The sequence below is a fragment of the Stenotrophomonas sp. 57 genome, from assembly GCF_030291075.1.
Taxonomy (GTDB): Bacteria; Pseudomonadota; Gammaproteobacteria; order Xanthomonadales; family Xanthomonadaceae; genus Stenotrophomonas.
The window spans coordinates 2,233,946-2,256,183 of record NZ_CP127407.1 but is presented as its reverse complement, the minus strand read 5'-3'; the positions used below and the strand labels follow the sequence as shown (position 1 = coordinate 2,256,183).

Genomic DNA, 22,238 nt, shown 5'->3' with positions numbered 1-22,238 from the left:
GCCACCCCTCAGAGCGCCGTGCGGGTGTTGGCGAGCCGACCGTCGTCTGTTACAAGCCATCTGTACACGCAGACACCATGGATGATCGCCTTGTCAGAGCCTTATTCAGCGCTGCTCCGCCTGCAGTTGTGCCCCGAAGATCTCTCCAGGTGGCTGGCGGCGCCCGTGCCCGCAGTATCCCGATGGTCCGACTGGCGACACATCGCCGGGCAGTGGCACCTGGGCGGCGGTGAATGCCTGGCCTCTTCAAGCGACGAGGCGTTGGATCGCCTGCTTGCGGACTGCCAGGCGCTGCTGGCCCGCTACCCCGACAATCGCGCCGCATTGGACGCCTTCCTGGCCTCTGCACAGGCTGAGAACATCCGGGTTGCCGCCTATGACCGCAGCAGCACGCACTTTGTTGCAGGATCGCTGACCTATTCGGAAAGCCTCTACGATCTCATCGCATTTCTTGCGGTGGCACGAAGCGCCGCCGACTTCCTGAAGGCAGGCGACCAGGGTTTGGCGCTGATCCACGACTATCTCTGGGCCGAGGACGGTGAGCGGGAGACCGTTGCCGCGATTGCGCTGGTCGGCCAGGGGGAATCGAGCTTTCTGTCTTCCACGGACCTGGATGCCGCCGCCGCGTCCTTCGAAACACTGGTGGAGGCCATGCTGGAAGACCAGGACGACCCGGAGTTTCATCCGCGCAACCAGCTCGATCAACGTTGACCCACGCTGTGTGTATCCCACAGGCATGACCGCCAAGGACCCCGACATGAAAGGACACCACGAACTCCACGCGCGTCGCCTCCTGCGTCGGCTCCTCGCACTTGGCCTCTGCGCCCTGGCGGGATCCGCCCTCGCTGGAACAACGCAACCGGCACGCACCTGGCTTGTCAGTGGCGCCGAACTCATCACCCTGCTGCAGGGCAAAGGCGCTGATGGGTTCTGCGACGGCGAGCAGTGCCGGACCCTGTCCAGCGCTCGCGCCAGCGCCTATATCCAAGGCGTTGCCGATGCCAGCCACGGCCAGTGGTGTGGCCAAGGCAGGATGCTTCCGCATGAGCTGGTCGACCACGTGTCTTCCCATCTCCGGCAGTTGCCCCGCGAGCGATTGCAGCAGGATGCGTCTTCACTGGTTGCCGAAGGGCTGCGGACCGCATTTCCCTGTGGCGGCGGCGCGTCACGTGGTGGCAGTGCCGAGCCCGGCAAAGACGAATAGGACAGACCGCGCCCAACGCGTGAGGACGTGAACCTCCTACACCCTCGCGACACGGTGGATTCACGGCCTCCGACACCCGCGCTGTCCACACTGCATGTTCCTTCCACAGCACGAGGTGCCCCATGGCCACCTGTGATGTCTGCGGCAACAACTACGACAAGAGCTTCACCCTCCAGCAGGGCGGGCGCAGCGGCACGTTCGACTCGTTCGAATGCGCGATACACACATTCGCACCGCGCTGCGTACACTGCGAATGCGCTGTCATCGGGCATGGTGTTGAAGGAAACGGCCAGATCTTCTGCTGCGCACACTGCGCCGCTCATTCAGGTGTAACGGGGTCAGCCGACCAGACCTGAGTCAACCCCATCCCGCTCCTGCCCAGAGACAAGCGAAGAAACCCGCGCGACCCGCGCTGCGCCTGAACCAGCGAGCAGCGCCAGCGCGCGTCGCTTCTGCGCTGGCATCCCCGCCACGGCCTCCGACGCCAACACCACGTGGAATTCCCTGGCGTTGGCGCCCAACGCTGTAGCCAGGACACACGACTCGGCCGTCATGCCACACAGGCAAAGGTGGCGCACTCCCAGTTTGGCCAGCAGAATTGGCAAAGGGCTGGCCAGAAAGGCCGAGTGCTTGGGCTTGAGCACGAAGTAGTGACAAGGCAAAGGCGAGAGAAGGCGGGCGATTCGCCACGCCGGGCCACCGTCGCGCCGGCACTGTTCCACCTGCTGGCGGAAGTCGCGCTTCCAATCCGAAAAATTGTCATTGGCATAGATGACCGGCCAACCGCGTTCATCGGAGTGATCCCTCAGGCGCCGGATCTGCCGGGCCGCCCACTCTGCCGCCGGCGCCAGTTTTTGAGCGCCGGGGAAGTCGAATCGGCTGAACATGTCGATGATCAGCAGGGCCGTGGATGGGTTATTTCGCATGGCTCAATCACCTGTCTGCGCACGTGGGGCCTCAACCGCCTTGGATCGCGGTGAATCTTTCTGGCGCAGGAAAATCGTCAGCGCCACCAGGGACAGCACGGCCAGGAATTCGCTCTGCCAGATCTACATGGATCCGAACCAGAATGTGAGGCGGACTCAACGCTTGCCTGTCGGGTCAGGATCAGGACGTTCGTAGTCGTCCGGTACGGCCTTGGGGCCATCACCGCCGTCGGGCATGTCGTGCTCCTTCCACTTGGCGCGATCGTTGCGCCGCTTGTCCGGCGTGTGCGCCCTCGACTGATCGTCCACGTCCGTCGTCGGATTGAAGGGCAGCTTGTCGTTCATGGGCAGCTCCTGCGGCGAAAGACCGAAGACTGCACCGGGCCGGGTTAACACCATGACCCCAAAGAATGAACGCCGTGCACACCGGGATGTCACCGAAGCGGGGTGGCGGCCTTGCGATGCTGGCGTCCCGAGTCCTGGAGAAGCACGATGCAGGCATTGACCTATCACGGCCGCAAGGATGTGCGAGTCGAGACTGTACCGGACCCGGTACTGGCGGCCGAAGATGATCTGATCCTGAGGGTAACCGCCACCGCCATCTGTGGATCGGACCTGCACTTGTATCGCGGCAAGATTCCGGATCTGCACGATGGCGATGTACTCGGCCACGAGTTCATGGGCGTGGTGGAAGAGGTCGGCAGCGGCGTGACCCAGGTGCAGCCGGGCGATCGTGTGGTGATCCCTTTCGTGATCGCCCGTGGAGAGTGCTTCCATTGCCGCCTGGCCGAGTATGCCGCCTGCGAAACCACCAATACCGGCAAGGGTGCCGCGCTGAATCAGAAGGGCATGCTGCCTCCGGCGGCATTGTTCGGCTACAGCCATCTGTATGGCGGCGTGGCCGGGGGGCAGGCCGAATTCGTGCGCGTGCCGAAGGCGAATGGCACGCAGCAACTGGGATGGGCTCTCCCGTGGCGGCGCGCTGCGCCAGCTGAGCGTGGTGGTGGCCCCGCACCTCAGCTGACCCTCCCATGGCAATCAATGCGCGGGCGGCTGCACGCAGACGTCTCCCATGACGCGCCTCACTGTCTCCTGCAACTCACCGACGTGGAAGGGTTTGGCCACGAAGGCGGCGCGGCGGTGACGCTGCGGCACCAACTGGTCATAGACCGCGGATACGAACAGGAACGGGATGCCGAGTTCGGTCAGGCGATCAGCCACCGGGAAGACCACGCCGTCCCGAAGCTCGACATCGAGCACGGCGCCGTCGAACCGCTGGTAGTCCAGCAGCCCCAGCGCATCGAACACGCTGTAGGCATGGGTCACCTGGTCACCTGCGTCCTCCAGCGCCTGTTCCATCAGCGCAGCCAGGTCGAGCTGGTCTTCCACCAGCAGCAGGTTGCATCTGCGCTGGCTCATTCCGGATTGCATGCGTTCACGCCTGTATCGTCCTGGGGACTGCAGTCTGTGCTGTGCTGCATCAACGCCATGCGTGTGCATTGTCAGGCCGGCGCGAAGCCGTGAGAGCATGTCGCCAACCGGGTGGAGGGGTGTGGAAGGCGCCCTGGATTTCATTGACGGCGTCTTGGCACGCGCTGTGGATACTGCCGCCGTCCCCTGCATCGGAGATTCTGTCATGTCGCTATCCCGAACCGATTCTGCCGCTCCAGGCGTCCTGCGTGTCGAGTGCATGCCGCTCGACTGCGGCGGTGCCGCCATCGTCGTGGAGCTGGACCGCGCGCCTGAACGGGCCTGGATGAAGTCGCTGAAGCGAGCACTGCTGGCCGACGACGCCATGGAGGGCGCACAGGCCAAGTTTGATGGGCGCTTCGTCTACGTCGTGGGCGTGGACGGTGGCGGGCATCGTGCTCAGCACCGGGTAATACAGGCGGTGATGGCGGCGGGCAGCGCGTGCGCCTCGAACGCCGGTCGCCAGCGACCTGCAGCCGGCGTGAGCGTATCCAGCGCATTGGCGACCTGAGAGCGCCCATCGGTCCAACACAGGGCGGCGGATGTTATCGCCGCATCACCACTGCGTGCAGCGCCCACCTTCGGCGGCTCACATCGGCCGACAGGCGGTGATTGCCGGCGCTCCACCATGGTCTCCGGAGGCATGTCGCCCCGCACCGGAGATCGAAATGGCAGACCAGAACAACGCCAGAAGCGAGCGTCTGTTGAAGTGGCTTCAGGACGCCTACGCCATGGAGCAGGAGGCGGAGACCATGATGAAGGCCATGGCTTCGCGGATCCAGAACTATCCCCACCTCGCCGCACGGATCGCCCAGCACGTCCAGGAAACGCGGGGGCAGGCAGCCTCGCTGCGCCAGTGCATTGAAGCGCTTGGAGGAAGCGTGCCGACCGCCAAGGGACTGTTCGCGAGCGTGACTGCAGCTCTCCATGCGGCCGGCACAAGCCTGATGGAAGACGAGGTAGTCAAGAGCGTAGGGCTCTCGTTCGGCTTCGGAAACACCGAGATCGCCAGCTATCGGGCGCTGGTGATCGCTGCCGAGCGTGCCGCAGCACCGGACATCGCCGCGGTCTGTGGCCAGATCCTGCAGGAAGAGATCGCCATGGCGCGCTGGCTGGAGGACCACCAGGATGGCCTGGTCGGTGCGTTCCTCAATCGTGACGAAACACCGGGCGCGCAAGCCAAGCGCTGACCCCGAAGCCAGCACAGCCAGCCATTGGAGAAACCCCATGTTCCTTCATCACTAGAAGCTGATGTACACCGTGCGCGTGCGCGAATCCTACCCGCAGCTCGCCAGCCTCATGCTTGAACAGTTCGGCGGCCCGCAGGGCGAACTGGCTGCCGCCATGCGCTACTTCACCCAGGGACTCGGCGAATGCGATCCAGGCCGCAAGGACCTGCTGATGGATATCGCCACCGAAGAGATCAGCCATCTGGAGATCATCGGCACCATCATCGCAATGCTCAACCGCGGGCCGAAGGCCATTCACTCCGAAGGGCTTGCCAAGGCCGAGGATATGCGGCCGCTGGGGCAGAACAGCACCAGCCATACCGAGCAGATCCTGTACGGTGGCGGGCCGGCACTGGTCAATTCCAGCGGCGTGCCGTGGACAGCGGCCTACATCGACTCGATCGGGGAACCTACCGCCGACCTGCGCTCGAACATCGCGGCCGAAGCGCGCGCCAAGCTGGTGTATGAGCGGCTGATCAGCGTCACCGATGACCCCGGCATCAAGGATGCGCTGCGCTTTCTGATGACGCGCGAGATCGCGCACATGAAGTCGTTCGAGAAGGCGCTGCACAGCATCCAGCCCAACTTCCCGCCGGGCAAGCTGCCGGGGGACCCTGCGTTCACCGATCTGTACATGGACACGTCGCAGGGCGACGGCGCCGACGACCTGCAGGGCAGCTGGAACAGCGGAGAGCTGTGGGAGCGGGTCAGCGACCGCGAGGCACAGACCGCTGTGGATGGTGGCGACGGCGGCGGCACGGTGGACCTGGGCGCACGCGAACAAGCGGCGGTGCAGGCCATGAGCCTGCGTACACTCTCCGACCCGAAAGCGCGGCCGACCACCGGCACCGAGCTGGGGGCCGGCCCGGGCGCGGGCGCACTGGACCTGCCACCACGCGAGCAATGAAAGAGCTGGGGCGCCCATCTGCGGCGCCCCAGTGGCGAAGCCCTTGACCAGCGTCAAGGCGTACGAAAGTGGGCGGACATCACGTCCGCCCACGAAGCGGTGCAACTGGCTTCAGGCGCGATCAGCGCTGCTGGCCAACGCGGTTGTTGCCACCGCCGCGTTCCTGCTGTTGCTGCCCGCCGCTCTGGTTACCGCCCTGGTTTCCACCCCTGCGGCTGTTCTGGCCGCCTTCGCGGCCGATGTCCGCCATGTGCTGGCGATCCTGGCTCACTGCTTCGCCGCCCTTGCGGCCGGCTTCGCGTGCTTCTTCCGAGCTGAATTCATGGGCGTTGCCAGATTCGTGCGCGGCACGTCCACCCTTGGCGGCGATCCCGCGCTGCTTGTCCTCGTCCATCGAAGCGAAACCGCGGTTGCTGTTGCCCTGGTACTGGTTCTGGTTGGCCATGGAACGTCTCCTTGGGTTGAGCCGCCTGATTGGCGGCAGGAACCATCTTCCAGATCCGGCGCTAGACGGCGGTGGCATGACCGCCAACGTGGCGTCATCCGGAAGCCCACGATTCCTCATCCGGTCTCCACGAAATGTCGTGTGCGCGCGTGTGCGCCCGCAGGCGCGCCTGCGGCGCTCGATCACGTGTCAAGGCCAGGCGGCGGGCCCGCACCTCAACTCGACGCAGTTTCTACGCGGGCCTCACTGCGCATACGACCCGCGTCGCTAAGGTAGAGCTGTCTGCAACAACGGGTGGTGCCATGCCTTTTCGTGCGATTGCCTATGTGAGTGAAGCTTCCCGAAGCCTGACCGAAGAGCGGCTGCAACAGCTTGTAGCCGAAGCGGTGCAGTTCAACGCATCTGTCGATGTCACCGGCACGTTGCTGTTCGACGGTGCGCGGTTCCTGCAGTATCTGGAGGGCCCGGCGGACGGAGTCAACGCTGCGTACACGCGCATTCTGGCGGCGAGCAGCCACGGCGGAATCGTCGAACTCAACCGGGGCAGGGTGGGGCGCCGGCAGTTTCCGCGCTGGCGGATGCGCAGCGTGCGGGTAGACGAGCTGGCGCTGGGAAAGATTGCCATCTCCGATTGGACCGGCTTCGTGCGCAGCGCGTCGACGCTGGAATCGGGCACCAGTGCCCTGGACCGACTGCTGTCGGTTTCGCAGTCGCAGACGGATGCAGGTGCGGGCGACGGCGTGGAACCGCAGGGACACTGGGTACGGTGAAGACGGCAGCCGCCCCGGGCGCACCCGCGCCAATACGGGTTGGCTGTGCGGGGTGGTCGCTGTCGCGGTCGGATCAGGACGCGTTCGGTGCGGGCGACAGCGCACTGCAGCGCTACGCCACACGCCTGCCGATGGTGGAGATCAACTCATCTTTCTATCGACCGCACCAGGCCAGAACCTATGCGCGATGGGCGGCAAGCGTGCCGGAGGGCTTCCGGTTTGCGGTGAAACTGCCGCGAGAGATCAGCCACGAGCGTCGGCTGCGCGACGCAATGCAGCCGCTTGAGCGGTTCCTTGAAGGCGTGCTGGAGCTGGGTGAAAGGCTCGGCCCGTTACTGCTGCAATTGCCGCCGAGCCTGGTGTATGACACGGCCACGGCAGAAGCATTCATGCGGGGCCTGCGCACACGCACCCAGGCCGATGTGGCGTGCGAGCCGCGCCACCCGAGTTGGTTCACGCCGGAAGTGGATGCGCTTCTGAGCGCGCATGGCGTGGCACGGGTTGCCGCGGATCCGGCACGTGTGCCGGCGGCGGCGACTCCCGGCGGTGACCGCGCGTGGAGCTACTGGCGCTGGCACGGCCAGCCGCAGATCTATCGCAGTTGTTACGGCGAACCGACCGTTGCCCACCTGGCGCGGCAGCTGCGGGCCGAGGCCGACGCGATACGACCCGCCTGGTTCGTACTGGACAATACCGCACTGGGTCACGCCACCGGCAACGCCCTGCAGCTGCAGGCGCTGCTGCAGGAAAACGAACATGCCTGAGGGCCCTTCGATCGTCCTGCTGCGCGAAGCAGCAAGTCACTTCAAGGGGCACGTGGTCCGCGCCGTCTCTGGGAACAGCCGTGTCGACCTGTCGCCGCTGCAGGGCCGGAGGGTCAAGGCGGTCCGCAGTTGGGGCAAGCACTTCCTGCTGGAATTCAGCCGCCACACGCTGCGCATCCACCCGATGATGTTCGGCAGCTGGCGCATCGACGATCGGAAGCCAACCGCGCCGCGTGTGTCCCTGCGGTTCGACAGTGGCGAGCTGAACTTCTATGCGTGTTCCGTGCGGCTGATCGACGAGCCGTTGGACGAGACGTCTACGATTGGCGCGCGGACGTGATGAACGATGCGTGGGATCCGACGCTGGCCCGGCGCAAGCTGAAGGCCATGCCGGACGTCATGGTCTGTGATGCGCTTCTGGACCAGACGGTCTTTGCCGGCGTGGGCAACATCATCAAGAACGAGGTGCTGTTCCGTATAGGCGTGCACCCCGCCACGCGGCTGGTGATGTAGCTGGCGGTGCGCGCTATGCGGGAGACTGCAGCCGGCTTGACCGGTTCGGCGGCCTGCGCGGGCAGGCCGGCCTGAACCGAGAGGGCGAGGGCGGCAACGGCCAGGGTCCGGGCGAAGGTGTTCATGCGGGAACTCTCATGGGTGGGTGGTGAGAGGCACTGTGCGCCTACAGTCAGGCGTTCGGGTGATGAAATGTCCTGATTTATTGACAGATCGTCTCGCTCGGACGTCCGCGTAGGGGCTACGCGACATCGCCGGTTGACATGGTAGAACGAACGTTCTACCTTGCGCCCATGAGCAAGGCCACCACCGATACCCAACAGAAGATCCTGGCCACGGCCGAGGCGCTGATCTACCAGAACGGGATCCACGCCACGGGCATGGACCTGCTGGTGAAGACCTCGGGCGTGGCGCGGAAGAGCATCTACCGCCATTTCGAGAACAAGGACGACGTGGCCGCTGCTGCGCTGAGGGCGCGCGACGTGCGTTGGCTGGCCTGGTTCCGGCAGGAGTGCGAGAAGGCGGACACCCCGGAAGCACGCATCCTCGGCATGTTCACCGTGCTCAGGAACTGGTTCCAGTCCGAGGGCTATTGCGGGTGTGCGTTCATCAATACCGCAGGCGAGGTCGGCGACCCGGCCGATCCGATTCGGCAGATCGCGCGTGATCACAAGCAGAAGCTGCTTGATTACACATTGGAACTTACCGGACAACTGGATGTGGAGCAGCCGGCGGACCTGGCCCGTCAGCTGCTGATCCTGATGGAAGGCGCCATCACCCTGTCGCGCGTGATGGCTGATTACGGCGCCGCAGACACCGCGAAGGATGTCGCGAAGCTGTTGTTGGAACAGGCCAAGCGTTAGCGCCTGAGTACGCCAGATCCTTTGAAGCAACCCGTCTGTCCATCTCGATTGGAGGTCTCCCCGTGTCCGCTGAACAGCCCCGTCCGCCGCTTCCTCCGTTCACCCTCGAATCGGCCACGCAGAAGGTGCGCCTTGCCGAGGATGGCTGGAATTCCCGCGACGCCGACAAGGTGTCGCTTGCCTATTCGCTCGACACCCAGTGGCGTAACCGCGCCGAGTTCACCAATGGCCGGGAAGAAGCCCGGCAGTTCCTGGCACGCAAATGGAACAAGGAGCTCGAGTACCGCCTGATCAAGGAGCTCTGGGCCTTTACCGAAAACCGCATTGCTGTCAGGTATGCCTACGAATGGCACGACGACGCCGGCAACTGGTTCCGTTCCTATGGCAACGAGAACTGGGAATTCGGAGAGGACGGCCTGATGCAGCGGCGCTTCTCGTGCATCAACGACATGCCGATCAAGGAAAGCGACCGCAAGTTCCATTGGCCGCTGGGACGTCGCCCGGATGATCATCCGGGGTTGTCGGAGCTGGGTATGTAATTCCCGCTTGGGCGCCATCCCAAGCGCGCTCAGGTACACGACGGGGCGGCCGGCATCTGTACCGGCCGGGGCAGGAGCGCAATGGACATGATTGGAGGGTTCATTGCCGGTGGCGTCCTGGCCGCCGGCAGGGGCATTCGCCAGTTCAGTCAGCCGCGGCTCTCGCACGCCCACGAAATGGATGAGGGCTTGGCTCACTGGCAAGCGGTGGTGGGCGAGCTTCGCGGATTCCCGCGTGTCCAGCGCGAGCGGCGACTTAAGTTCGTCAGCACCTTGCGCACGAACATGATTGAACGCATGGGCATGATGCATGGCGGCGTGCAGCGGCTGGGACCATTCCCGCTGTTGATTGCCCTCTACCTGCAGTTCCGCGGATGGAAATGGGGCGACTGGCCGGGCGCTTTCGATGTTGGATTGCTAGGCGCACTGCTTATCTTCGCCATGGTGCTGCTTTACCTGCTGGGATGGATGCTGATCGGCCTTCGCACCAGGCTCGATACCTACGTTGCCTTGTTGGAGGGCTCCACCCACGAGCCCGAGCCCTCCCAGCCAACGCCTTTGTAGCGTCGGGCCATCGACAGAACATCCGAAAGGAAACGCACTGCAGTCATCCTGAGGAGCGGGTGACCTTCATGAACGAGGGCAGCGTCAAATGACCATATTCAAGAAGGCCGGTCTTCTCCTGTGTCTGGCGGGCGCCGGGTTGGTCAATGCGCAGGTGCCCCCTCAACCGGACACGCCGAAAGTTGAGCTTGACGGCCCGATCGCAACGGACAGTGGCGTGGAGCTTGATAACAAGCAGCTACGCACGCTGGTCGGGCGCGCAGATGCAGGCGATGCTGATGCGGCGTTTCGACTTTCGCGCCACTTTGAGGGTAAAGGCGTGGCCGGCAACTCCCATATGTGGCTTGCCTATGCCGCAGCGCTGGGGCACCCGGTTGCACAGTACAACATGTTCTTCATGTTGAGGCACAAACAGGACTGTGAGTCATCCAGTGAGGCATACGCATGGCTCAAGAGTGCCGCGCTGAAGGGAGTGAAGGCCGCGCATTCCGAACTTGAGCAGGCGGGACGCATGGCGTCTCTGCGATGTGCCAGCAAGCGAGAGGAAGAGAGAAGCCGTCTACCTGCGAGAGAAGCGAGCGTGGCAACTCAGACAAGCCCGCCGTAGTTGGCTTGCAGGCTGGGAATGAGTCCGGGTGTCCTTGAAAGAGCTCGAGGCAGTCGATTTCTTCGGAACTACTACAACACGTTCTTCTAGGTACGCAAGCTGACTGCCTTGGAAGGGTCGTATATTTCGCTGACTTCACAGATCTGTACCCCGCAGATGGGCATAGTGGCCCTTCGGTAGTGTGAGCGCGTCCATCCAGCCACGGGATTTTCCCGAATGCCAGGAGGTCACTGTGCCAAGTTGTGATGAAGGAATGAAGTTGACGCGTCGCCAGGTGATCGCTGGCGGCGTCACGACCGTGGCGATGTCCGCCGCACCGGGGGCATCATCGCTCGCCGCCGAACTGGCGGCGCCCCCGCCGCCCAGGCCGCCGGTCATCAGCACGGTGGCCTTGACCGTCAACGGCGAGCGGCGGGAGCTTGAGCTCGACACCCGGACCACGCTGCTCGATGCCCTGCGCGAACATCTGAAGCTGACTGGAACGAAAAAGGGCTGCGACCACGGTCAATGCGGCGCCTGTACCGTGCTGGTCAACGGTGAGCGCATCAATGCCTGCCTCAGCCTGGCGGTGCAGCACCAGGGCGATGCCATCACCACCATCGAAGGCCTCGGCACCCCCGATGACCTGCATCCGATGCAGGCTGCTTTCATCAAGCATGATGGCTATCAGTGCGGGTATTGCACGCCGGGGCAGATCTGTTCGGCGGTGGCGGTCCTGGACGAGATCAAGCGGGGTGTCCCCAGCCATGTGCAGGCGGATGTCAGCGCACGGCCCCGTGCCACCAACCTGGAAATGCGCGAACGCATGAGCGGCAACCTCTGCCGCTGCGGGGCCTATTCCAACATTGCCGAGGCGATGGCAGAGGTCGCTGGCGCAACCTCTGCAGGGAGGCGCTCATGAGGGCCTTCAGTTACGAACGCGCCAAATCCCCGGCCGAGGCCGCCAGGGCCGTCGCCGGTACCGAGGGCGCGAAGTTCCTGGCCGGAGGGACCAACCTGCTCGACCTGATGAAGCTGGAGGTCGAGACGCCAGCGCACCTGGTCGATGTGCAGGAGATCGGCCTGGACAGGATCGAACCCACCGACGAAGGCGGCCTGCGCATCGGCACGCTGGTCACCAATACCGCGCTGGCCTCGCATGAGCGCGTGCGCCGCGACTACGCGGTGCTGACCCGCGCGATCGTGGCAGGCGCGTCCGGGCAGCTGCGCAACAAAGCCACCACCGGCGGCAACCTGCTGCAGCGCACGCGCTGCCCGTATTTCTACGACCCCAATCTGCCCTGCAACAAGCGCCTCCCCGGTTCCGGCTGCGGCGCACTCGAGGGGTTCTCCCGGCAGATGGGCGTGATCGGCACCTCGGACAGCTGCATCGCGACCTATCCGGGCGACATGGCGGTGGCCCTGCGGGTGCTGGACGCCTCGATCCAGACCGTCAGCGGTGACGGCAGTACGCGTAGCATCCCGATTGCCGATTTCCATCGGTCGCCCGGCGACAGGCCGCAGCAGGACAACGTGCTGCAGCGGGGTGAGCTGATCACCCACGTCACGCTGCCGGAGCCCCTGGGTGGTCGGCACGTGTACCACAAGGTACGTGACCGCGCGTCCTATGCGTTCGCACTGGTGTCGGTCGCCGCGGTCGTGCAGCGAGACGGCTCGGCGCGGTTCGCCTTCGGTGGAGTTGCGCCGAAGCCGTGGCGCGTCGAGGCAGCCGAACCGCTGCTGCGCGACGGCGTAAAGGTCGCGGCCCGGCAGGTGTTCGCCGGTGCCCGTCCCACGCGGGAGAACGCGTTCAAGATCGCGCTCGCCGAGCGCACCCTCGCAGCTGTGCTGGTGGAAGGAGAGCGCTGATGCCCCTTGAATTCAACGCCCCCGCCGGCGACAACCTGTTCGACAAGGCCAAGGTCGTCGGCAAGTCGACGCCGCGCATCGACGGTCCACGCAAGACCACCGGCACCGCCCCGTATGCCTACGAGCGCCATGACGTGGCGCCGAACCAGGCCTACGGCTACATCGTCGGTGCGGGCATCGGCAAGGGGCGCATCATTTCGATGGATGCCTCCCGCGCACGTGCCGCGCCCGGCGTACTGGCGGTCATCACCGCACCGGAAACCAAGCCGGTCGGCAAATCGAACTGGAACAATGCGCCGCTGTTCGGCGGACCCGAAGTCGCCCACTACCACCAGGCCATCGCCTGCGTGGTGGCAGAGACCTTCGAGCAGGCCCGCGCCGCCGCGGCGCTGATCCGCACCCGCTACGAGCTCAGCAAGGGTCGCTTCGATTTCCCGGCTCTGGCACCGTCCGCACCGCTGGCAAAGGGGCGTGACGGCAAGCCCGACCGGCAGGCGTTGGGCGATTTCGACACCGCCTACGCGAGCGCCGCGGTCAAGCTCGACGAGACCTATCACACCTCCGACGAAAGTCATTCGATGATGGAGCCGCACGCCACCATCGCCGCCTGGGAGGGTGACACGCTCACGCTGTGGACGGCGAACCAGATGATCGACTGGGCCAGGCAGGGCATGGCGGCGATCCTCGGCATCGATCCTGCCAAAGTGCGCGTGGACTCGCCCTATATCGGCGGCGGCTTCGGCGGCAAGCTGTTCATCCGTGCCGACGCGGTGCTGGCTGCGTTGGCGGCCAAGCAGGTCGGGCGCCCGGTGAAGATCGCGCTGCAACGTCCGTTGATGCCCAACAACACCACGCACCGGCACGCCACCCTCCAGCGCGTGCGGATCGGCTGCGGAAAGGATGGCCGGATCTCCGCCATCGCCCATGAGAACTGGTCGGGCAACATCAACGGCGAGGATGGCGAAAACGGCACCCTGCAGACGCCTAAGCTCTATGCAGGCGCGAACCGCCTGGTGGCCAACTACATCGCCACGCTCGACATGCCCGAAGGCAACGCGATGCGCGCACCGGGCGAAGCACCCGGCCACATGGCGCTGGAAGTGGCGATGGACGAAATGGCCGAGAAGCTGGGTCTCGACCCGATCACGTTCCGCATCCTTAACGAGCCCGAGGTCGTGCCCGGCGATCCGTCCAAGAGGTTCTCCGACCGCAACCTGGTGCGCTGCCTGCGCGAAGGCGCGGAGCGCTTCAACTGGAACAAGCGCAACGCCAAACCGGCGCAGGTCAGGGAAGGGCACTGGCTGGTCGGCATGGGCGTGTCCGCGGGCTATCGAGGCGCACCGACGATGAAGTCGGCGGCGCGGGTCCGGCTTGACGGCCAGGGTGGGGTGATTGTCGAGACCGACATGACCGACATCGGCACCGGCTCCTACACGATCATCGCGCAGACGGCAGCCGAGACCATGGGCGTGCCGCTGGAGCGGGTCCAGGTGACCCTCGGCGACTCCCGTCATCCCGCCTCCGCCGGTTCCGGCGGCCAGTGGGGCGCGGCAAGCTCCACCGCAGGCGTGTACGCGGCGTGCGTCAGCCTGCGCCGCAAGGTGGGCGAGAAACTCGGCTTCGACGGCGACACCGCAAACTTCGCCAATGGCCGCATCCAGGCAGGTGGGCGGACCATCAAGCTGGCGGAGGCGGGCACACTTTCGGCGGAGGACGGCATTGCCTTCGGCGATTTCAAACAAGGCTACGACGTAGGTACCTATGCAGGGCATTTCTGCGAGGTCGCCGTGCACGCCTACACTGGAGAGACACGCATTCGCCGCATGCTTGCGGTATGCGATGGCGGCCGGATCCTCAATCCGCTGTCTGCACGCAGCCAGGTCATCGGCGGGATGGTGATGGGTGCGGGCGCGACCCTGATGGAGGAGCTGGTGGTCGATAAACGGCTTGGCTTGTTCATCAACCACGACCTGGCCGGCTACGAGGTTCCCGTGCACGCCGACATCCCGTACCAGGAGGTGGTCTTCCTCGACACGCTGGATCCGGTGATCTCGCCGATGAAGGCCAAGGGTGTGGGTGAACTGGGCATCTGCGGGGTTGGCGCCGCGATCGCCAATGCGGTCTACAACGCAACCGGCGTGCGCGTGCGCAACTATCCCATTACCCTGGACAAGCTGCTGCCCGGCTTGCCCGACGTGGGCTGACCCTTGCGCATGGACCGACCCGTAGCCTCACTCGCGCTGGAAGCTTCAGCGGCAGGCGGAGGAGTGCCTGGCGATCTTGCCGAGGACATGTCCGCAGCGCCGGGCTTCCTCACCGAAGGCAACCCGCGCGGCGTACTCGAGACGGCAGTGACGCACGTGCGCGCACGGCAGCACGCCGTGCTCGCGCTGGTGCTGGAAACCGATGGCTCCACCTACGCCGGTGCCGGCGACATGGTGCTGTTCTGCAAGGGCAGCCAGGTCGGCTGGCTGAGCGGCGGATGCCTGGAGCCCGAGCTCGCGCGACGCGCGCAGCAGGTGAGCGCGGCAGGGCGGGTCGACTGGATCGAGATCGACACCCGCAGTGACGACGATCTGTTGAGTGGGTCCTCTCTCGGGTGCCGCGGCCTGCTGCGGATTGCGCTCCTGCCATTGCGCGCCATGGCCGGCATCGACGTCGTCATCGAGGCTTGGTTGCGCGAGGGGGTGTCACTCCAGCGCGACCTTCGTACGTCGGGGCAGGTGATTTTCCGTGCCGGCCATCACGAGCAGGCGTGGAAGCTGCATCCGATGGATGGTACGCAGCCCTTTGGCGAGGGTGCGTGGCGTTTGCCGTTGCCCCGGCTTCCGCAGGCCCTGGTGCTGGGGGGCGGTCCCGAAACGCCCTTCCTGGTTCCGCTGCTGCGCGGCCTGGGGTGGCGGGTCAGCGTGGCCGAACGGCGAGCGCGCTGGGCCTCAGCCGGGCAGTGCGCGGATGCGCATCTTCAGACCAGCCCGGCCGAGGCCCTTCATGGCGACCAGTGCGACGCGGCACTGGTGATGCATCACGATTTCGAACTGGACCGGGAGACGCTGGTGGCCCTGGCTGATACCAACGTCGCGTTCATTGGACTGCTGGGTCCGCGGCGAAGGCGTGAGGACCTGTTCAAGCTGCTGACAACGGATCAGCGCCACCGCCTGTCCCCGAGACTTCGATCGCCAGTCGGCCTGAACATCGGCGGCCGAGGGCCAGAGGCGATTTCGCTCAGCATCGCCGCGCAGCTGGAGCAATGGCGAAGCGCGCACGACAGGTGACTGACGTGCATGCGGTCGTCGTGCTGGCTGCCGGCGGGAGCACCCGACTTGGCCAGCCCAAGCAGCTTCTGACCCGGCAGGGCGAGACCCTGGTACATCGCGTAGTGCGGTTGGCACGCGAGCTCGCGCCAGCGCAGGTGCTGGTCGTGGTGGGCGCAAACGAACAGGCCGTGACATCCAGCATTGCCGGGCTGGATGCCATACCTGTAACCAACCACCACTGGGAACGCGGCTTGGCGAGCAGTCTGCAGGTTGCCGGCGCACACCTGCTGCCCACGGTGAACGCGGTGATGGTCGTGGCATGCGACCAGCCCGCAATCGAGCGCTCCCATCTGCAGGCGCTGCTTTCCGGTGCCCGCGCCGCAGCGTCAACGTGCGCGGGCACCCGCCACGGAAATGTGCTTGGCGTTCCCGCAGTAGTGCCGCGTGCATGGTTCAACTCTGCGGGTGCAACCGGTGACCGCGGCTTCGGAGCGCGCTTGAGGCAACTTCCTGTCGATACGGTGCATGTCCTACAGGCACCGGAACTGGGCCTGGATATCGATACGCCAGAAGATCTTGCGCGTGCGCGCAATGCGGGCTGGATCGATGCCGGGAGGTGACTCGCACGACCACTGGGCCAATGCCTGTCGCACAGGTGAGGAGCGGCAGGGCTGGAGCCCGAACCCTCGCTGCCCCCAGCCCTGTAGAGTCGAGCCACGCTCGACTACGGCACGCCACATCGCGCCCCATCAGGCACATCACTGGCAAGAATCTGCAGCACCCGATCCAACAGAACATTTTCCGGCACGCCAGCCAGTACCTGCTCCAGGTAATCCAACGGCTCCAACTGCCATTGGAGGAGCGCCCGCAACCGCACAACGGCAGGCGCCCGCTGCTTCGCGTCCAGTGAGACCTGCAACAGCAGATGGTGCGAGCGCCTCTCCAGCCACAGCACGGGTATGCCTCGGCAATGAACCTGGAACGCGGCATCTCGATGCCGCTCAACGAACTGGAAGCCCTGTCGTGGCCGAGCCTCCACGAACTGCATGGCTTGGCGGCGCAATTGCAGAAAGCGATCGCCGGGGATGCTGTGGAAACCGATAGGCGAGGGCTTGGGCGGTGCCAGCCACTGCGTCTGTGCCGCAACCACCACCACAAGACAGAGCGCGGTGGCCGCCCAGCGCCACCAGGCCACTCAGCCCTCCGGATGCAGTCGGGTACTGGCGTGTGCGGTAAGGCCGATTCCGGCCATGATCAGCCCCTCCATCACGCGCGGGCCAACGTACTGCTCCAGCTCGCCATTTTCGCGGGCGCGCTGCGCGGCCAGCAGGATCTCCAGCACCACCCGTAGACCCGCCAGCGAGCAGTCGGTATCCGCCAGGGCGATGCGTCGGCCTGGCATCTGATGGCGTTCCGGCCACGGCTGGCCATCGGAGGCGGCGCCGGAGCCGATGCTGTGCAGCAGGGCGATGAGGGTGTTCGGGTCCAGCGCGGGGCCGTTGGCGGGCGCATCGTGGATCGGGTGCGGGGCAGGGGAGTGGGGCTGGGTCATGGCTGGGCTCCTTGCGTGCATGCAGAAGCCGCCACCGATAAAGGTGGCGGACGATGCGTGGTTCGAAACCCGGTGTTCGCTGAACCGGCAGGCACAAGGCCTCCACGCACCGCCCGCCATAGCCGGCCGACGGATTGCCAGCCGGCACCACACAGGGTGATGCCGGCTGGCAAGCGTTTACTTCAGCGAACTACCGGGGTTTCGAATCCCGGCCACCTGTTTTCGGTGGCACGCAAAGGAATACGCCCGGCTGTGCGCGATGCCAATGCAGTAAGGCTGATGCCGTCACCACATTCAACATTTTCAGAATCGTTGTATACGACTCAATGGGGCCGGAGCCTTGCACTGCAAGGCTATCGGCGATGTCGGTGGTGCAAGCCTAGCGAGTGTCGGCATCCGCCCGGCGAGGCCGCGAGCGAGGCGAATGCGACAGGATTGCCAAGGGCCGCCAGGCGTCAGTAACCCTTCAACGCAACCTTGGCCCGCTCCAACCACGCGCGCGCGCCCGTCCCTGCGAGTCCAGGCATTTCAGGGTCGAGAGGTGGGCCGCCAGCAATGCGCTGCCGATTGCACGTGACGCGTCACGTTAATCGGCGGGGTCTGCGAAGCAAAGCGCTGCATGTCACCAAGCGGCGGGGCGGATCATTAGCACAATGCCCCTTGGTACCTCATGGACGCATCAGCAGGGCTATCCACTGCGGCGTAGTTGACGCTCCAATACCCGCGCCCAGCCGCCCCTGCCGACCACCACCTGGGCGCGCAAGGACAGGTCAGTCGCTGCCCGTCACAGGCGAACAAATCTATGCGACAATGCATCTAGTCCGCCTAACGGCGATTTCCTAACGTTATAAATCAATGATTTGGTGTTCTAATGGGCGAATTGAGCGGAATTAAGGCTGATCTAGCCCAGGTGGTGAGGCTCGCCTTGGCCGAGCAAACGGAGGATGTCCGCATGTTTGCCGCGCGGCTCGTGCGCAAGTATCGCGGCAGCGAACCTGATCTGGCAGAGCAGGTGGATCTGTTCCTCCGCACCAAACCCAGGAGCGCGGGCGCACCGCTGCGCAAGGCGGCCGCGCCAGCCCTGCCGCAACAGCCACTACCGGTGGACGATGAGTCACGCCTGTCGCTGCTGAAGGTATTCAAAGACCCCCCCCATCGGGAAGCCCCTCTGCTGTCAGCCGCGCTGGATGAATCGCTGGGACAGCTGATCCAGGAACGCAAGCAGTCTGCCCGCCTGGCTGCCCAGGGGCTGACGCCAACGCGCTCCGCCATTTTTGTTGGCCCACCCGGCGTGGGAAAGACCCTGACTGCGCGATGGCTGGCGTCTCAGCTGGAAGTGCCGCTCTATGTACTCGACTTGACCGCCGTCATGAGCAGCCTGCTGGGAAAGAGCGGCAGCAATCTTCGCGCCGCATTGGACTTTGCCAAGCGAAGCCCCTGTGTGCTGCTGCTCGATGAAATTGATGCGATTGCCAAGCGACGCAGCGACGACGCCGATGTGGGCGAACTCAAGCGCCTGGTGACCGTGATCTTGCAGGAAGTCGACGAATGGCCTGCCACCGGCGTACTGGTGGCCGCCACCAATCATCCCGAGCTGATTGATCCGGCTCTGTGGAGACGCTTTGACCTGGTGGTTGAGTTCAAGATGCCCGATATCTCTGCCGTCAAGGACGCGACCTCGCGATTTCTTGGCCCGGACTACGCGCTGTTTGGCCGCTGGATCGATGTCCTGTCCTTCCTATTCCACGGCCAGTCGTTCAGCGATATCGAGCGCGAGATCCATCGACTCAGAAGGGCCGTGGCCTTGGGAACCGCATCCGATGCCGATCTCATCGAAGACTTCATCCGGACACGCATTCTGTCACTGGATCGCCAAGGACGGATTGACGTGGCCGTGTTGTTGGCCCAACAGACCCGCCTGTCCCAGCACAGCATTTCCGATATCACCGGCGTGAGCCGGGACACCATCCGCAAGTACACCGCAGACAACCGGATCGTCACTCCAAGAATCAAGAGGAAGCGTGAGGCATGAGCCAGACCAATTTCCTGATAGGGCGTGGTGAGTTGCTGACCCACGAGATCAAGGGCCCCAAGCGCGGCATGGATAAGGCCGAGGTGTACACCTTGCAGCAGGCCCGGCAGAGGCTGCTGCCGCAGATGTCATCGGTGGCACGCGCCCTGGATGATCTGCCCAGCGCGGCGTGCCCAGGCGATCTGGGCGTGGCCCGTTTGGCCCTCAATCCCAGTTACATTGCCCGCTCTTTCTATCCTGCAGCGCTGTTGCGCGCGGCAGGCCTTGAGTCGGTGGGTAGCCGAGCGGTGAAGCTCACGCCACAAGCCTGGTCGAAAAAGGGCCAGCCGCGAGAATCGACCACGACCGAATTGTTTGTTGTCGGTCGACGCCAGGCATTTCGTCAGTTCAACGAACTGGCTATGCACGTGGAGGAGGGGTCCGGTGAAGCGAAGGACCTCTCGCACATAGAGCAGATCGCCTCATTTGATGCCCGCGATCGCATTGTCGCTATCGGGACCGGTACGCAGCGCGTCTTTGAGGTCGGTGTCCATCTGCTCCCCGACGACAATGACCACTTCGTACAACGGGCTTTTGCCGCGTACGCGGCCGAGATCGACGTCAAGGCATATACCGAGCTCGCCTTTCGAGCCGGAAACCTGTGGTTCCTCCCGGTGGAGGGCGCGCCTGATAGCATCCAGCGACTGGCCGAGTTTGTCTTTGTTCGCATCGTGCGCCCCATGCCAAAGCTACGGGGTGTACGCCCGATGCAGCGCTCGGCCGGAGTGACCATTCCATGCAGCTTGCCGACCGAGCCCCCGCTGTCAGCGGAGCCCAAAGTCGCCATTCTCGATGGCGGCTTGCCTGACCCGCACTGCATCGCGCCCTGGCTGGGGAGCTATCGCGTCCTGGATGAACACGCCGAGGACGACGCGGAAGGGGTGGAGCACGGCCTTGGCGTCACCTCTGCCTTTCTGTTCGGCCCGATCGCGCCCAATGAAGCGGCAGCTCGCCCGTACTCATACGTCGACCACCTGCGCGTCCTCGACCGTGAGACGGAGCGGGAAGATCCTCTCGAGCTCTATCGCACCTTGGGATTTGTCGAAGAAGTACTTCTGTCACGGCAGTATCAATTCATCAATCTGAGCCTCGGCCCGGACCTCCCGATCGACGACACGGACGTGCACGCCTGGACTTCGGTGATCGATGACCTGCTCAGTGATGGCGACACCCTGATGACGGTCGCCGCGGGGAACAACGGCGAGATGGATCGTGCGGTGGGAAATGCGCGCGTCCAGGTGCCCGCCGACGCGGTCAATGCGCTGGCGGTGGGAGCCGCCAACAACACAGACGATACGTGGGGGAGGGCGGCCTACAGTGCCATCGGACCTGGCCGTAGCCCGGGCGTCGTCAAGCCAGATCTGCTGGCGTTCGGCGGCGATGCCGGCAACTCGAAGTACTTCCACGTGCTGGCACAGGGGGCAAAACCGACGCTTGCTCCGCAGCTGGGCACCAGCTTTGCGTCGCCATTTCTGTTGCGCAATGCCGTGGGGGTGCGATCCATTCTCGGCGCGGAACTCTCACCTTTGGCGATCAAGGCGCTGCTTGTGCACGCCGCACGTGAGTCCACGCACGACAAGGCGGAAGTAGGTTGGGGTAAAATGCCTGAAGACCTGATGGAGGTCATTACCTGTCCCTCCGGCGTTGCACGCGTGGTATATCAAGGGGAGCTGAAACCCGGCAAGTACCTGCGTGCATCGCTGCCTCTTCCCGCTGGCGGAATTACCGGGAACATTCGCCTGAAGGCGACATTCTGCTACGCCTCACCCACCGATCCGCAGGACGCCGTCGCCTACACGCGCGCAGGCCTGGAAGTGGTGTTCCGCCCCAGCGACAAGAAGATCAAGGACGGAAAAGCCAACGCGGACACCAAGGGCTTCTTCGACATGAAGAAGTACGCCACGGAAGAAGAGCGCCGCTCAGATCAAGGAAAATGGGAGACCGTACTGCACGGCACCAAGAAAATGCGTGGCAGCAGCCTTGAAAACCCGGTCTTCGACATTCACTACAACGCGCGGGAAGCCGGCGCGCCGACTACGAGCGCCAAGAAGATTCGTTACGCCCTGATCATTACCGTCGAAGCCCCTAAGCACGCCGATCTGTACAACGATGTTCTTCGTGCGTACGCAAAAATGCTGGTCCCACTGCAGCCAAAGGTAACGCTGCCAGTCCGTGTCTGAACTGCGCAAAAGGCATGCCGACCCTGGGGCCGGGCGATCAAGTTTCCCGGTGCAACCACATCGCCACGGCGTGCCCCACCGACATCGCGAACATGGAGGACTGAAAAATATGAAGCCTGCCCATCCCAGCGCAGGACGCGCTGGGGACATGATCATGCTGATCATGTTCACCATGCTATTTCCACTGACGGCTAACCTGCACGCGCACCCGCCCAGCACGAACCATCAATTGCTGGCTGGTGTGCTGCTTGGCGGCCTTGCTGCCCTCAGCAAGGCCTTGCTCTACGACGGGTACCGACGCTGGCGCACGCATGGGTTCGCTCAGCTCGAACGGACCAGGTCCCTGCGGGTACTAGTGACGACCTTGGTCTATCCGGCCCTGGGCGGGCTGACCATCGTGATCTGGCTCGTCGGCAACACCGAACCCAACTTTGGCGCGGCCTACGGCCTCGGCGCATTGATCGGCAGCAGCGTGATGGGCTGGCGCGCGATGGCAATACTCACCCGAAAGCGTCAACTGGATCATTGA

General features: G+C 64.5%; 26 protein-coding genes and 3 pseudogenes. 22 read left to right on the top strand and 7 right to left on the bottom strand.

Annotation, left to right across the window (positions count from 1 at the left end; all coding sequences use genetic code 11):
* Positions 1–81 precede the first annotated feature (81 nt).
* From QP512_RS10415 to QP512_RS10405, 3 genes are all read left to right on the top strand, one after another.
* Positions 82–711 (top strand): hypothetical protein, encoded by a 630-nt coding sequence (locus tag QP512_RS10415; protein ID WP_286068400.1) that lies wholly within the window; start codon positions 82–84, stop codon positions 709–711.
* Positions 712–736: 25 nt separating this feature from the next.
* Positions 737–1,204, top strand: coding sequence for a Rap1a/Tai family immunity protein (locus QP512_RS10410; protein ID WP_286068399.1), 468 nt, complete (start codon positions 737–739; stop codon positions 1,202–1,204).
* 122 nt (positions 1,205–1,326) lie between these two features.
* A complete protein-coding gene (locus tag QP512_RS10405; RefSeq protein ID WP_286068398.1) occupies positions 1,327–1,560 on the top strand; it encodes a hypothetical protein in 234 nt (77 codons plus the stop codon).
* Here QP512_RS10405 and QP512_RS10400 read toward each other — a convergent pair.
* The 3 genes and pseudogenes from QP512_RS10400 to QP512_RS10395 form a co-directional block, all read right to left on the bottom strand.
* Positions 1,543–2,130 (bottom strand): cysteine hydrolase, encoded by a 588-nt coding sequence (locus QP512_RS10400; RefSeq protein ID WP_286068397.1) that lies wholly within the window; start codon positions 2,128–2,130, stop codon positions 1,543–1,545. The genes QP512_RS10405 and QP512_RS10400 overlap by 18 nt on opposite strands.
* A 3-nt stretch (positions 2,131–2,133) precedes the next feature.
* Positions 2,134–2,277 (bottom strand): annotated as a pseudogene (locus tag QP512_RS20345) (DUF6766 family protein); the annotation flags it as partial.
* A gap of 9 nt (positions 2,278–2,286) precedes the next feature.
* Positions 2,287–2,475: a hypothetical protein gene (locus tag QP512_RS10395; RefSeq protein ID WP_286068395.1), complete on the bottom strand. Its 189-nt coding sequence runs from the start codon at positions 2,473–2,475 to the stop codon at positions 2,287–2,289.
* Positions 2,476–2,622: 147 nt separating this feature from the next.
* On the opposite strand from QP512_RS10395, the pseudogene QP512_RS10390 reads away from it, so the two are divergent.
* Positions 2,623–3,072 (top strand): annotated as a pseudogene (locus QP512_RS10390) (alcohol dehydrogenase catalytic domain-containing protein); the annotation flags it as partial.
* Positions 3,073–3,168: 96 nt separating this feature from the next.
* Here the strand turns inward: QP512_RS10390 and QP512_RS10385 are convergent.
* The gene (locus QP512_RS10385) at positions 3,169–3,561 is read right to left on the bottom strand and encodes a response regulator (RefSeq protein WP_286072030.1); all 393 of its coding nucleotides are present in this window, start codon (positions 3,559–3,561) and stop codon (positions 3,169–3,171) included.
* 205 nt (positions 3,562–3,766) lie between these two features.
* On the opposite strand from QP512_RS10385, the gene QP512_RS10380 reads away from it, so the two are divergent.
* From QP512_RS10380 to QP512_RS10370, 3 genes are all read left to right on the top strand, one after another.
* Entirely contained in the window at positions 3,767–4,111 is a 345-nt protein-coding gene (locus QP512_RS10380) for a hypothetical protein (protein WP_286068393.1), read from the top strand.
* 157 nt (positions 4,112–4,268) lie between these two features.
* On the top strand, positions 4,269–4,790 hold the full coding sequence (locus QP512_RS10375) for a ferritin-like domain-containing protein (RefSeq protein ID WP_286068391.1): 522 nt from the start codon (positions 4,269–4,271) through the stop codon (positions 4,788–4,790).
* A 61-nt stretch (positions 4,791–4,851) separates the two neighbouring features.
* Entirely contained in the window at positions 4,852–5,736 is an 885-nt protein-coding gene (locus QP512_RS10370; protein ID WP_286068389.1) for a manganese catalase family protein, read from the top strand.
* A 121-nt stretch (positions 5,737–5,857) separates the two neighbouring features.
* Here the strand turns inward: QP512_RS10370 and QP512_RS10365 are convergent, their stop codons facing one another.
* Positions 5,858–6,181, bottom strand: a complete 324-nt coding sequence (locus QP512_RS10365) for a KGG domain-containing protein (protein WP_286068388.1) — start codon at positions 6,179–6,181, stop codon at positions 5,858–5,860.
* Positions 6,182–6,483: 302 nt separating this feature from the next.
* Here QP512_RS10365 and QP512_RS10360 point away from each other — a divergent pair, with 302 nt between their 5' ends.
* From QP512_RS10360 to QP512_RS10305, 12 genes and pseudogenes are all read left to right on the top strand, one after another.
* Positions 6,484–6,951 carry a BLUF domain-containing protein gene (locus QP512_RS10360; RefSeq protein ID WP_286068387.1) on the top strand — a complete coding sequence of 156 codons (468 nt, stop codon included), beginning with the start codon at positions 6,484–6,486 and terminating at the stop codon, positions 6,949–6,951.
* Entirely contained in the window at positions 6,948–7,715 is a 768-nt protein-coding gene (locus tag QP512_RS10355; RefSeq protein ID WP_286068386.1) for a DUF72 domain-containing protein, read from the top strand. Before QP512_RS10360 ends, QP512_RS10355 begins: the two co-directional genes overlap by 4 nt.
* Positions 7,708–8,219 (top strand): annotated as a pseudogene (locus QP512_RS10350) (DNA-formamidopyrimidine glycosylase family protein); the annotation flags it as partial. The gene QP512_RS10355 and the pseudogene QP512_RS10350, both read left to right, overlap by 8 nt.
* A 302-nt stretch (positions 8,220–8,521) precedes the next feature.
* The gene (locus QP512_RS10345) at positions 8,522–9,091 is read left to right on the top strand and encodes a TetR family transcriptional regulator (RefSeq protein ID WP_286068385.1); all 570 of its coding nucleotides are present in this window, start codon (positions 8,522–8,524) and stop codon (positions 9,089–9,091) included.
* 62 nt (positions 9,092–9,153) lie between these two features.
* Complete coding sequence (locus QP512_RS10340; RefSeq protein ID WP_286068384.1) at positions 9,154–9,630, top strand: nuclear transport factor 2 family protein; 477 nt, start codon at positions 9,154–9,156, stop codon at positions 9,628–9,630.
* Between the two features lie 81 nt (positions 9,631–9,711).
* A complete protein-coding gene (locus tag QP512_RS10335) occupies positions 9,712–10,194 on the top strand; it encodes a hypothetical protein (RefSeq protein ID WP_286068383.1) in 483 nt (160 codons plus the stop codon).
* Between the two features lie 88 nt (positions 10,195–10,282).
* Positions 10,283–10,801, top strand: coding sequence for a hypothetical protein (locus QP512_RS10330; RefSeq protein WP_286068381.1), 519 nt, complete (start codon positions 10,283–10,285; stop codon positions 10,799–10,801).
* 253 nt (positions 10,802–11,054) lie between these two features.
* On the top strand, positions 11,055–11,702 hold the full coding sequence (gene paoA / locus QP512_RS10325; RefSeq protein ID WP_286072029.1) for an aldehyde dehydrogenase iron-sulfur subunit PaoA: 648 nt from the start codon (positions 11,055–11,057) through the stop codon (positions 11,700–11,702).
* The gene (locus QP512_RS10320) at positions 11,699–12,649 is read left to right on the top strand and encodes a xanthine dehydrogenase family protein subunit M (RefSeq protein WP_286068380.1); all 951 of its coding nucleotides are present in this window, start codon (positions 11,699–11,701) and stop codon (positions 12,647–12,649) included. The genes paoA and QP512_RS10320 overlap by 4 nt, the downstream gene beginning before the upstream one ends.
* Positions 12,649–14,853, top strand: coding sequence for an aldehyde oxidoreductase molybdenum-binding subunit PaoC (paoC, locus tag QP512_RS10315; RefSeq protein ID WP_286072028.1), 2,205 nt, complete (start codon positions 12,649–12,651; stop codon positions 14,851–14,853). Before QP512_RS10320 ends, paoC begins: the two co-directional genes overlap by 1 nt.
* Positions 14,854–14,862: 9 nt before the next feature.
* Positions 14,863–15,924: an XdhC/CoxI family protein gene (locus QP512_RS10310; protein ID WP_286068379.1), complete on the top strand. Its 1,062-nt coding sequence runs from the start codon at positions 14,863–14,865 to the stop codon at positions 15,922–15,924.
* Positions 15,900–16,526 (top strand): nucleotidyltransferase family protein, encoded by a 627-nt coding sequence (locus QP512_RS10305; RefSeq protein ID WP_286068378.1) that lies wholly within the window; start codon positions 15,900–15,902, stop codon positions 16,524–16,526. Before QP512_RS10310 ends, QP512_RS10305 begins: the two co-directional genes overlap by 25 nt.
* Before the next feature lie 104 nt (positions 16,527–16,630).
* Here the strand turns inward: QP512_RS10305 and QP512_RS10300 are convergent, their stop codons facing one another.
* Both QP512_RS10300 and QP512_RS10295 read right to left on the bottom strand, forming a co-directional pair.
* A complete protein-coding gene (locus QP512_RS10300; protein WP_286068377.1) occupies positions 16,631–17,101 on the bottom strand; it encodes a hypothetical protein in 471 nt (156 codons plus the stop codon).
* Positions 17,102–17,458 (bottom strand): hypothetical protein, encoded by a 357-nt coding sequence (locus QP512_RS10295; protein WP_010485758.1) that lies wholly within the window; start codon positions 17,456–17,458, stop codon positions 17,102–17,104.
* A gap of 871 nt (positions 17,459–18,329) precedes the next feature.
* On the opposite strand from QP512_RS10295, the gene QP512_RS10290 reads away from it, so the two are divergent.
* From QP512_RS10290 to QP512_RS10280, 3 genes are all read left to right on the top strand, one after another.
* Complete coding sequence (locus tag QP512_RS10290) at positions 18,330–19,490, top strand: AAA family ATPase (RefSeq protein ID WP_286068376.1); 1,161 nt, start codon at positions 18,330–18,332, stop codon at positions 19,488–19,490.
* Positions 19,487–21,709 carry a S8 family peptidase gene (locus QP512_RS10285; protein WP_286068375.1) on the top strand — a complete coding sequence of 741 codons (2,223 nt, stop codon included), beginning with the start codon at positions 19,487–19,489 and terminating at the stop codon, positions 21,707–21,709. Before QP512_RS10290 ends, QP512_RS10285 begins: the two co-directional genes overlap by 4 nt.
* Before the next feature lie 148 nt (positions 21,710–21,857).
* Entirely contained in the window at positions 21,858–22,238 is a 381-nt protein-coding gene (locus tag QP512_RS10280; RefSeq protein WP_286068374.1) for a hypothetical protein, read from the top strand.

Excerpts from the sequence above, each read along its gene's own strand:
- QP512_RS10415 (WP_286068400.1), top strand. The coding sequence starts at position 82 with ATGATCGCCTTGTCAGAGCCTTATTCAGCGCTGCTCCGCCTGCAGTTG.
- QP512_RS10410 (WP_286068399.1), top strand. The coding sequence starts at position 737 with ATGACCGCCAAGGACCCCGACATGAAAGGACACCACGAACTCCACGCG.
- QP512_RS10405 (WP_286068398.1), top strand. The coding sequence starts at position 1,327 with ATGGCCACCTGTGATGTCTGCGGCAACAACTACGACAAGAGCTTCACC.
- QP512_RS10400 (WP_286068397.1), bottom strand. The coding sequence starts at position 2,130 with ATGCGAAATAACCCATCCACGGCCCTGCTGATCATCGACATGTTCAGC.
- QP512_RS10395 (WP_286068395.1), bottom strand. The coding sequence starts at position 2,475 with ATGAACGACAAGCTGCCCTTCAATCCGACGACGGACGTGGACGATCAG.
- QP512_RS10385 (WP_286072030.1), bottom strand. The coding sequence starts at position 3,561 with ATGCAATCCGGAATGAGCCAGCGCAGATGCAACCTGCTGCTGGTGGAA.
- QP512_RS10380 (WP_286068393.1), top strand. The coding sequence starts at position 3,767 with ATGTCGCTATCCCGAACCGATTCTGCCGCTCCAGGCGTCCTGCGTGTC.
- QP512_RS10375 (WP_286068391.1), top strand. The coding sequence starts at position 4,269 with ATGGCAGACCAGAACAACGCCAGAAGCGAGCGTCTGTTGAAGTGGCTT.
- QP512_RS10370 (WP_286068389.1), top strand. The coding sequence starts at position 4,852 with ATGTACACCGTGCGCGTGCGCGAATCCTACCCGCAGCTCGCCAGCCTC.
- QP512_RS10365 (WP_286068388.1), bottom strand. The coding sequence starts at position 6,181 with ATGGCCAACCAGAACCAGTACCAGGGCAACAGCAACCGCGGTTTCGCT.
- QP512_RS10360 (WP_286068387.1), top strand. The coding sequence starts at position 6,484 with ATGCCTTTTCGTGCGATTGCCTATGTGAGTGAAGCTTCCCGAAGCCTG.
- QP512_RS10345 (WP_286068385.1), top strand. The coding sequence starts at position 8,522 with ATGAGCAAGGCCACCACCGATACCCAACAGAAGATCCTGGCCACGGCC.
- QP512_RS10335 (WP_286068383.1), top strand. The coding sequence starts at position 9,712 with ATGGACATGATTGGAGGGTTCATTGCCGGTGGCGTCCTGGCCGCCGGC.
- QP512_RS10330 (WP_286068381.1), top strand. The coding sequence starts at position 10,283 with ATGACCATATTCAAGAAGGCCGGTCTTCTCCTGTGTCTGGCGGGCGCC.
- paoA (WP_286072029.1), top strand. The coding sequence starts at position 11,055 with ATGAAGTTGACGCGTCGCCAGGTGATCGCTGGCGGCGTCACGACCGTG.
- QP512_RS10320 (WP_286068380.1), top strand. The coding sequence starts at position 11,699 with ATGAGGGCCTTCAGTTACGAACGCGCCAAATCCCCGGCCGAGGCCGCC.
- paoC (WP_286072028.1), top strand. The coding sequence starts at position 12,649 with ATGCCCCTTGAATTCAACGCCCCCGCCGGCGACAACCTGTTCGACAAG.
- QP512_RS10310 (WP_286068379.1), top strand. The coding sequence starts at position 14,863 with ATGGACCGACCCGTAGCCTCACTCGCGCTGGAAGCTTCAGCGGCAGGC.
- QP512_RS10305 (WP_286068378.1), top strand. The coding sequence starts at position 15,900 with ATGGCGAAGCGCGCACGACAGGTGACTGACGTGCATGCGGTCGTCGTG.
- QP512_RS10295 (WP_010485758.1), bottom strand. The coding sequence starts at position 17,458 with ATGACCCAGCCCCACTCCCCTGCCCCGCACCCGATCCACGATGCGCCC.
- QP512_RS10290 (WP_286068376.1), top strand. The coding sequence starts at position 18,330 with ATGGGCGAATTGAGCGGAATTAAGGCTGATCTAGCCCAGGTGGTGAGG.
- QP512_RS10285 (WP_286068375.1), top strand. The coding sequence starts at position 19,487 with ATGAGCCAGACCAATTTCCTGATAGGGCGTGGTGAGTTGCTGACCCAC.
- QP512_RS10280 (WP_286068374.1), top strand. The coding sequence starts at position 21,858 with ATGATCATGCTGATCATGTTCACCATGCTATTTCCACTGACGGCTAAC.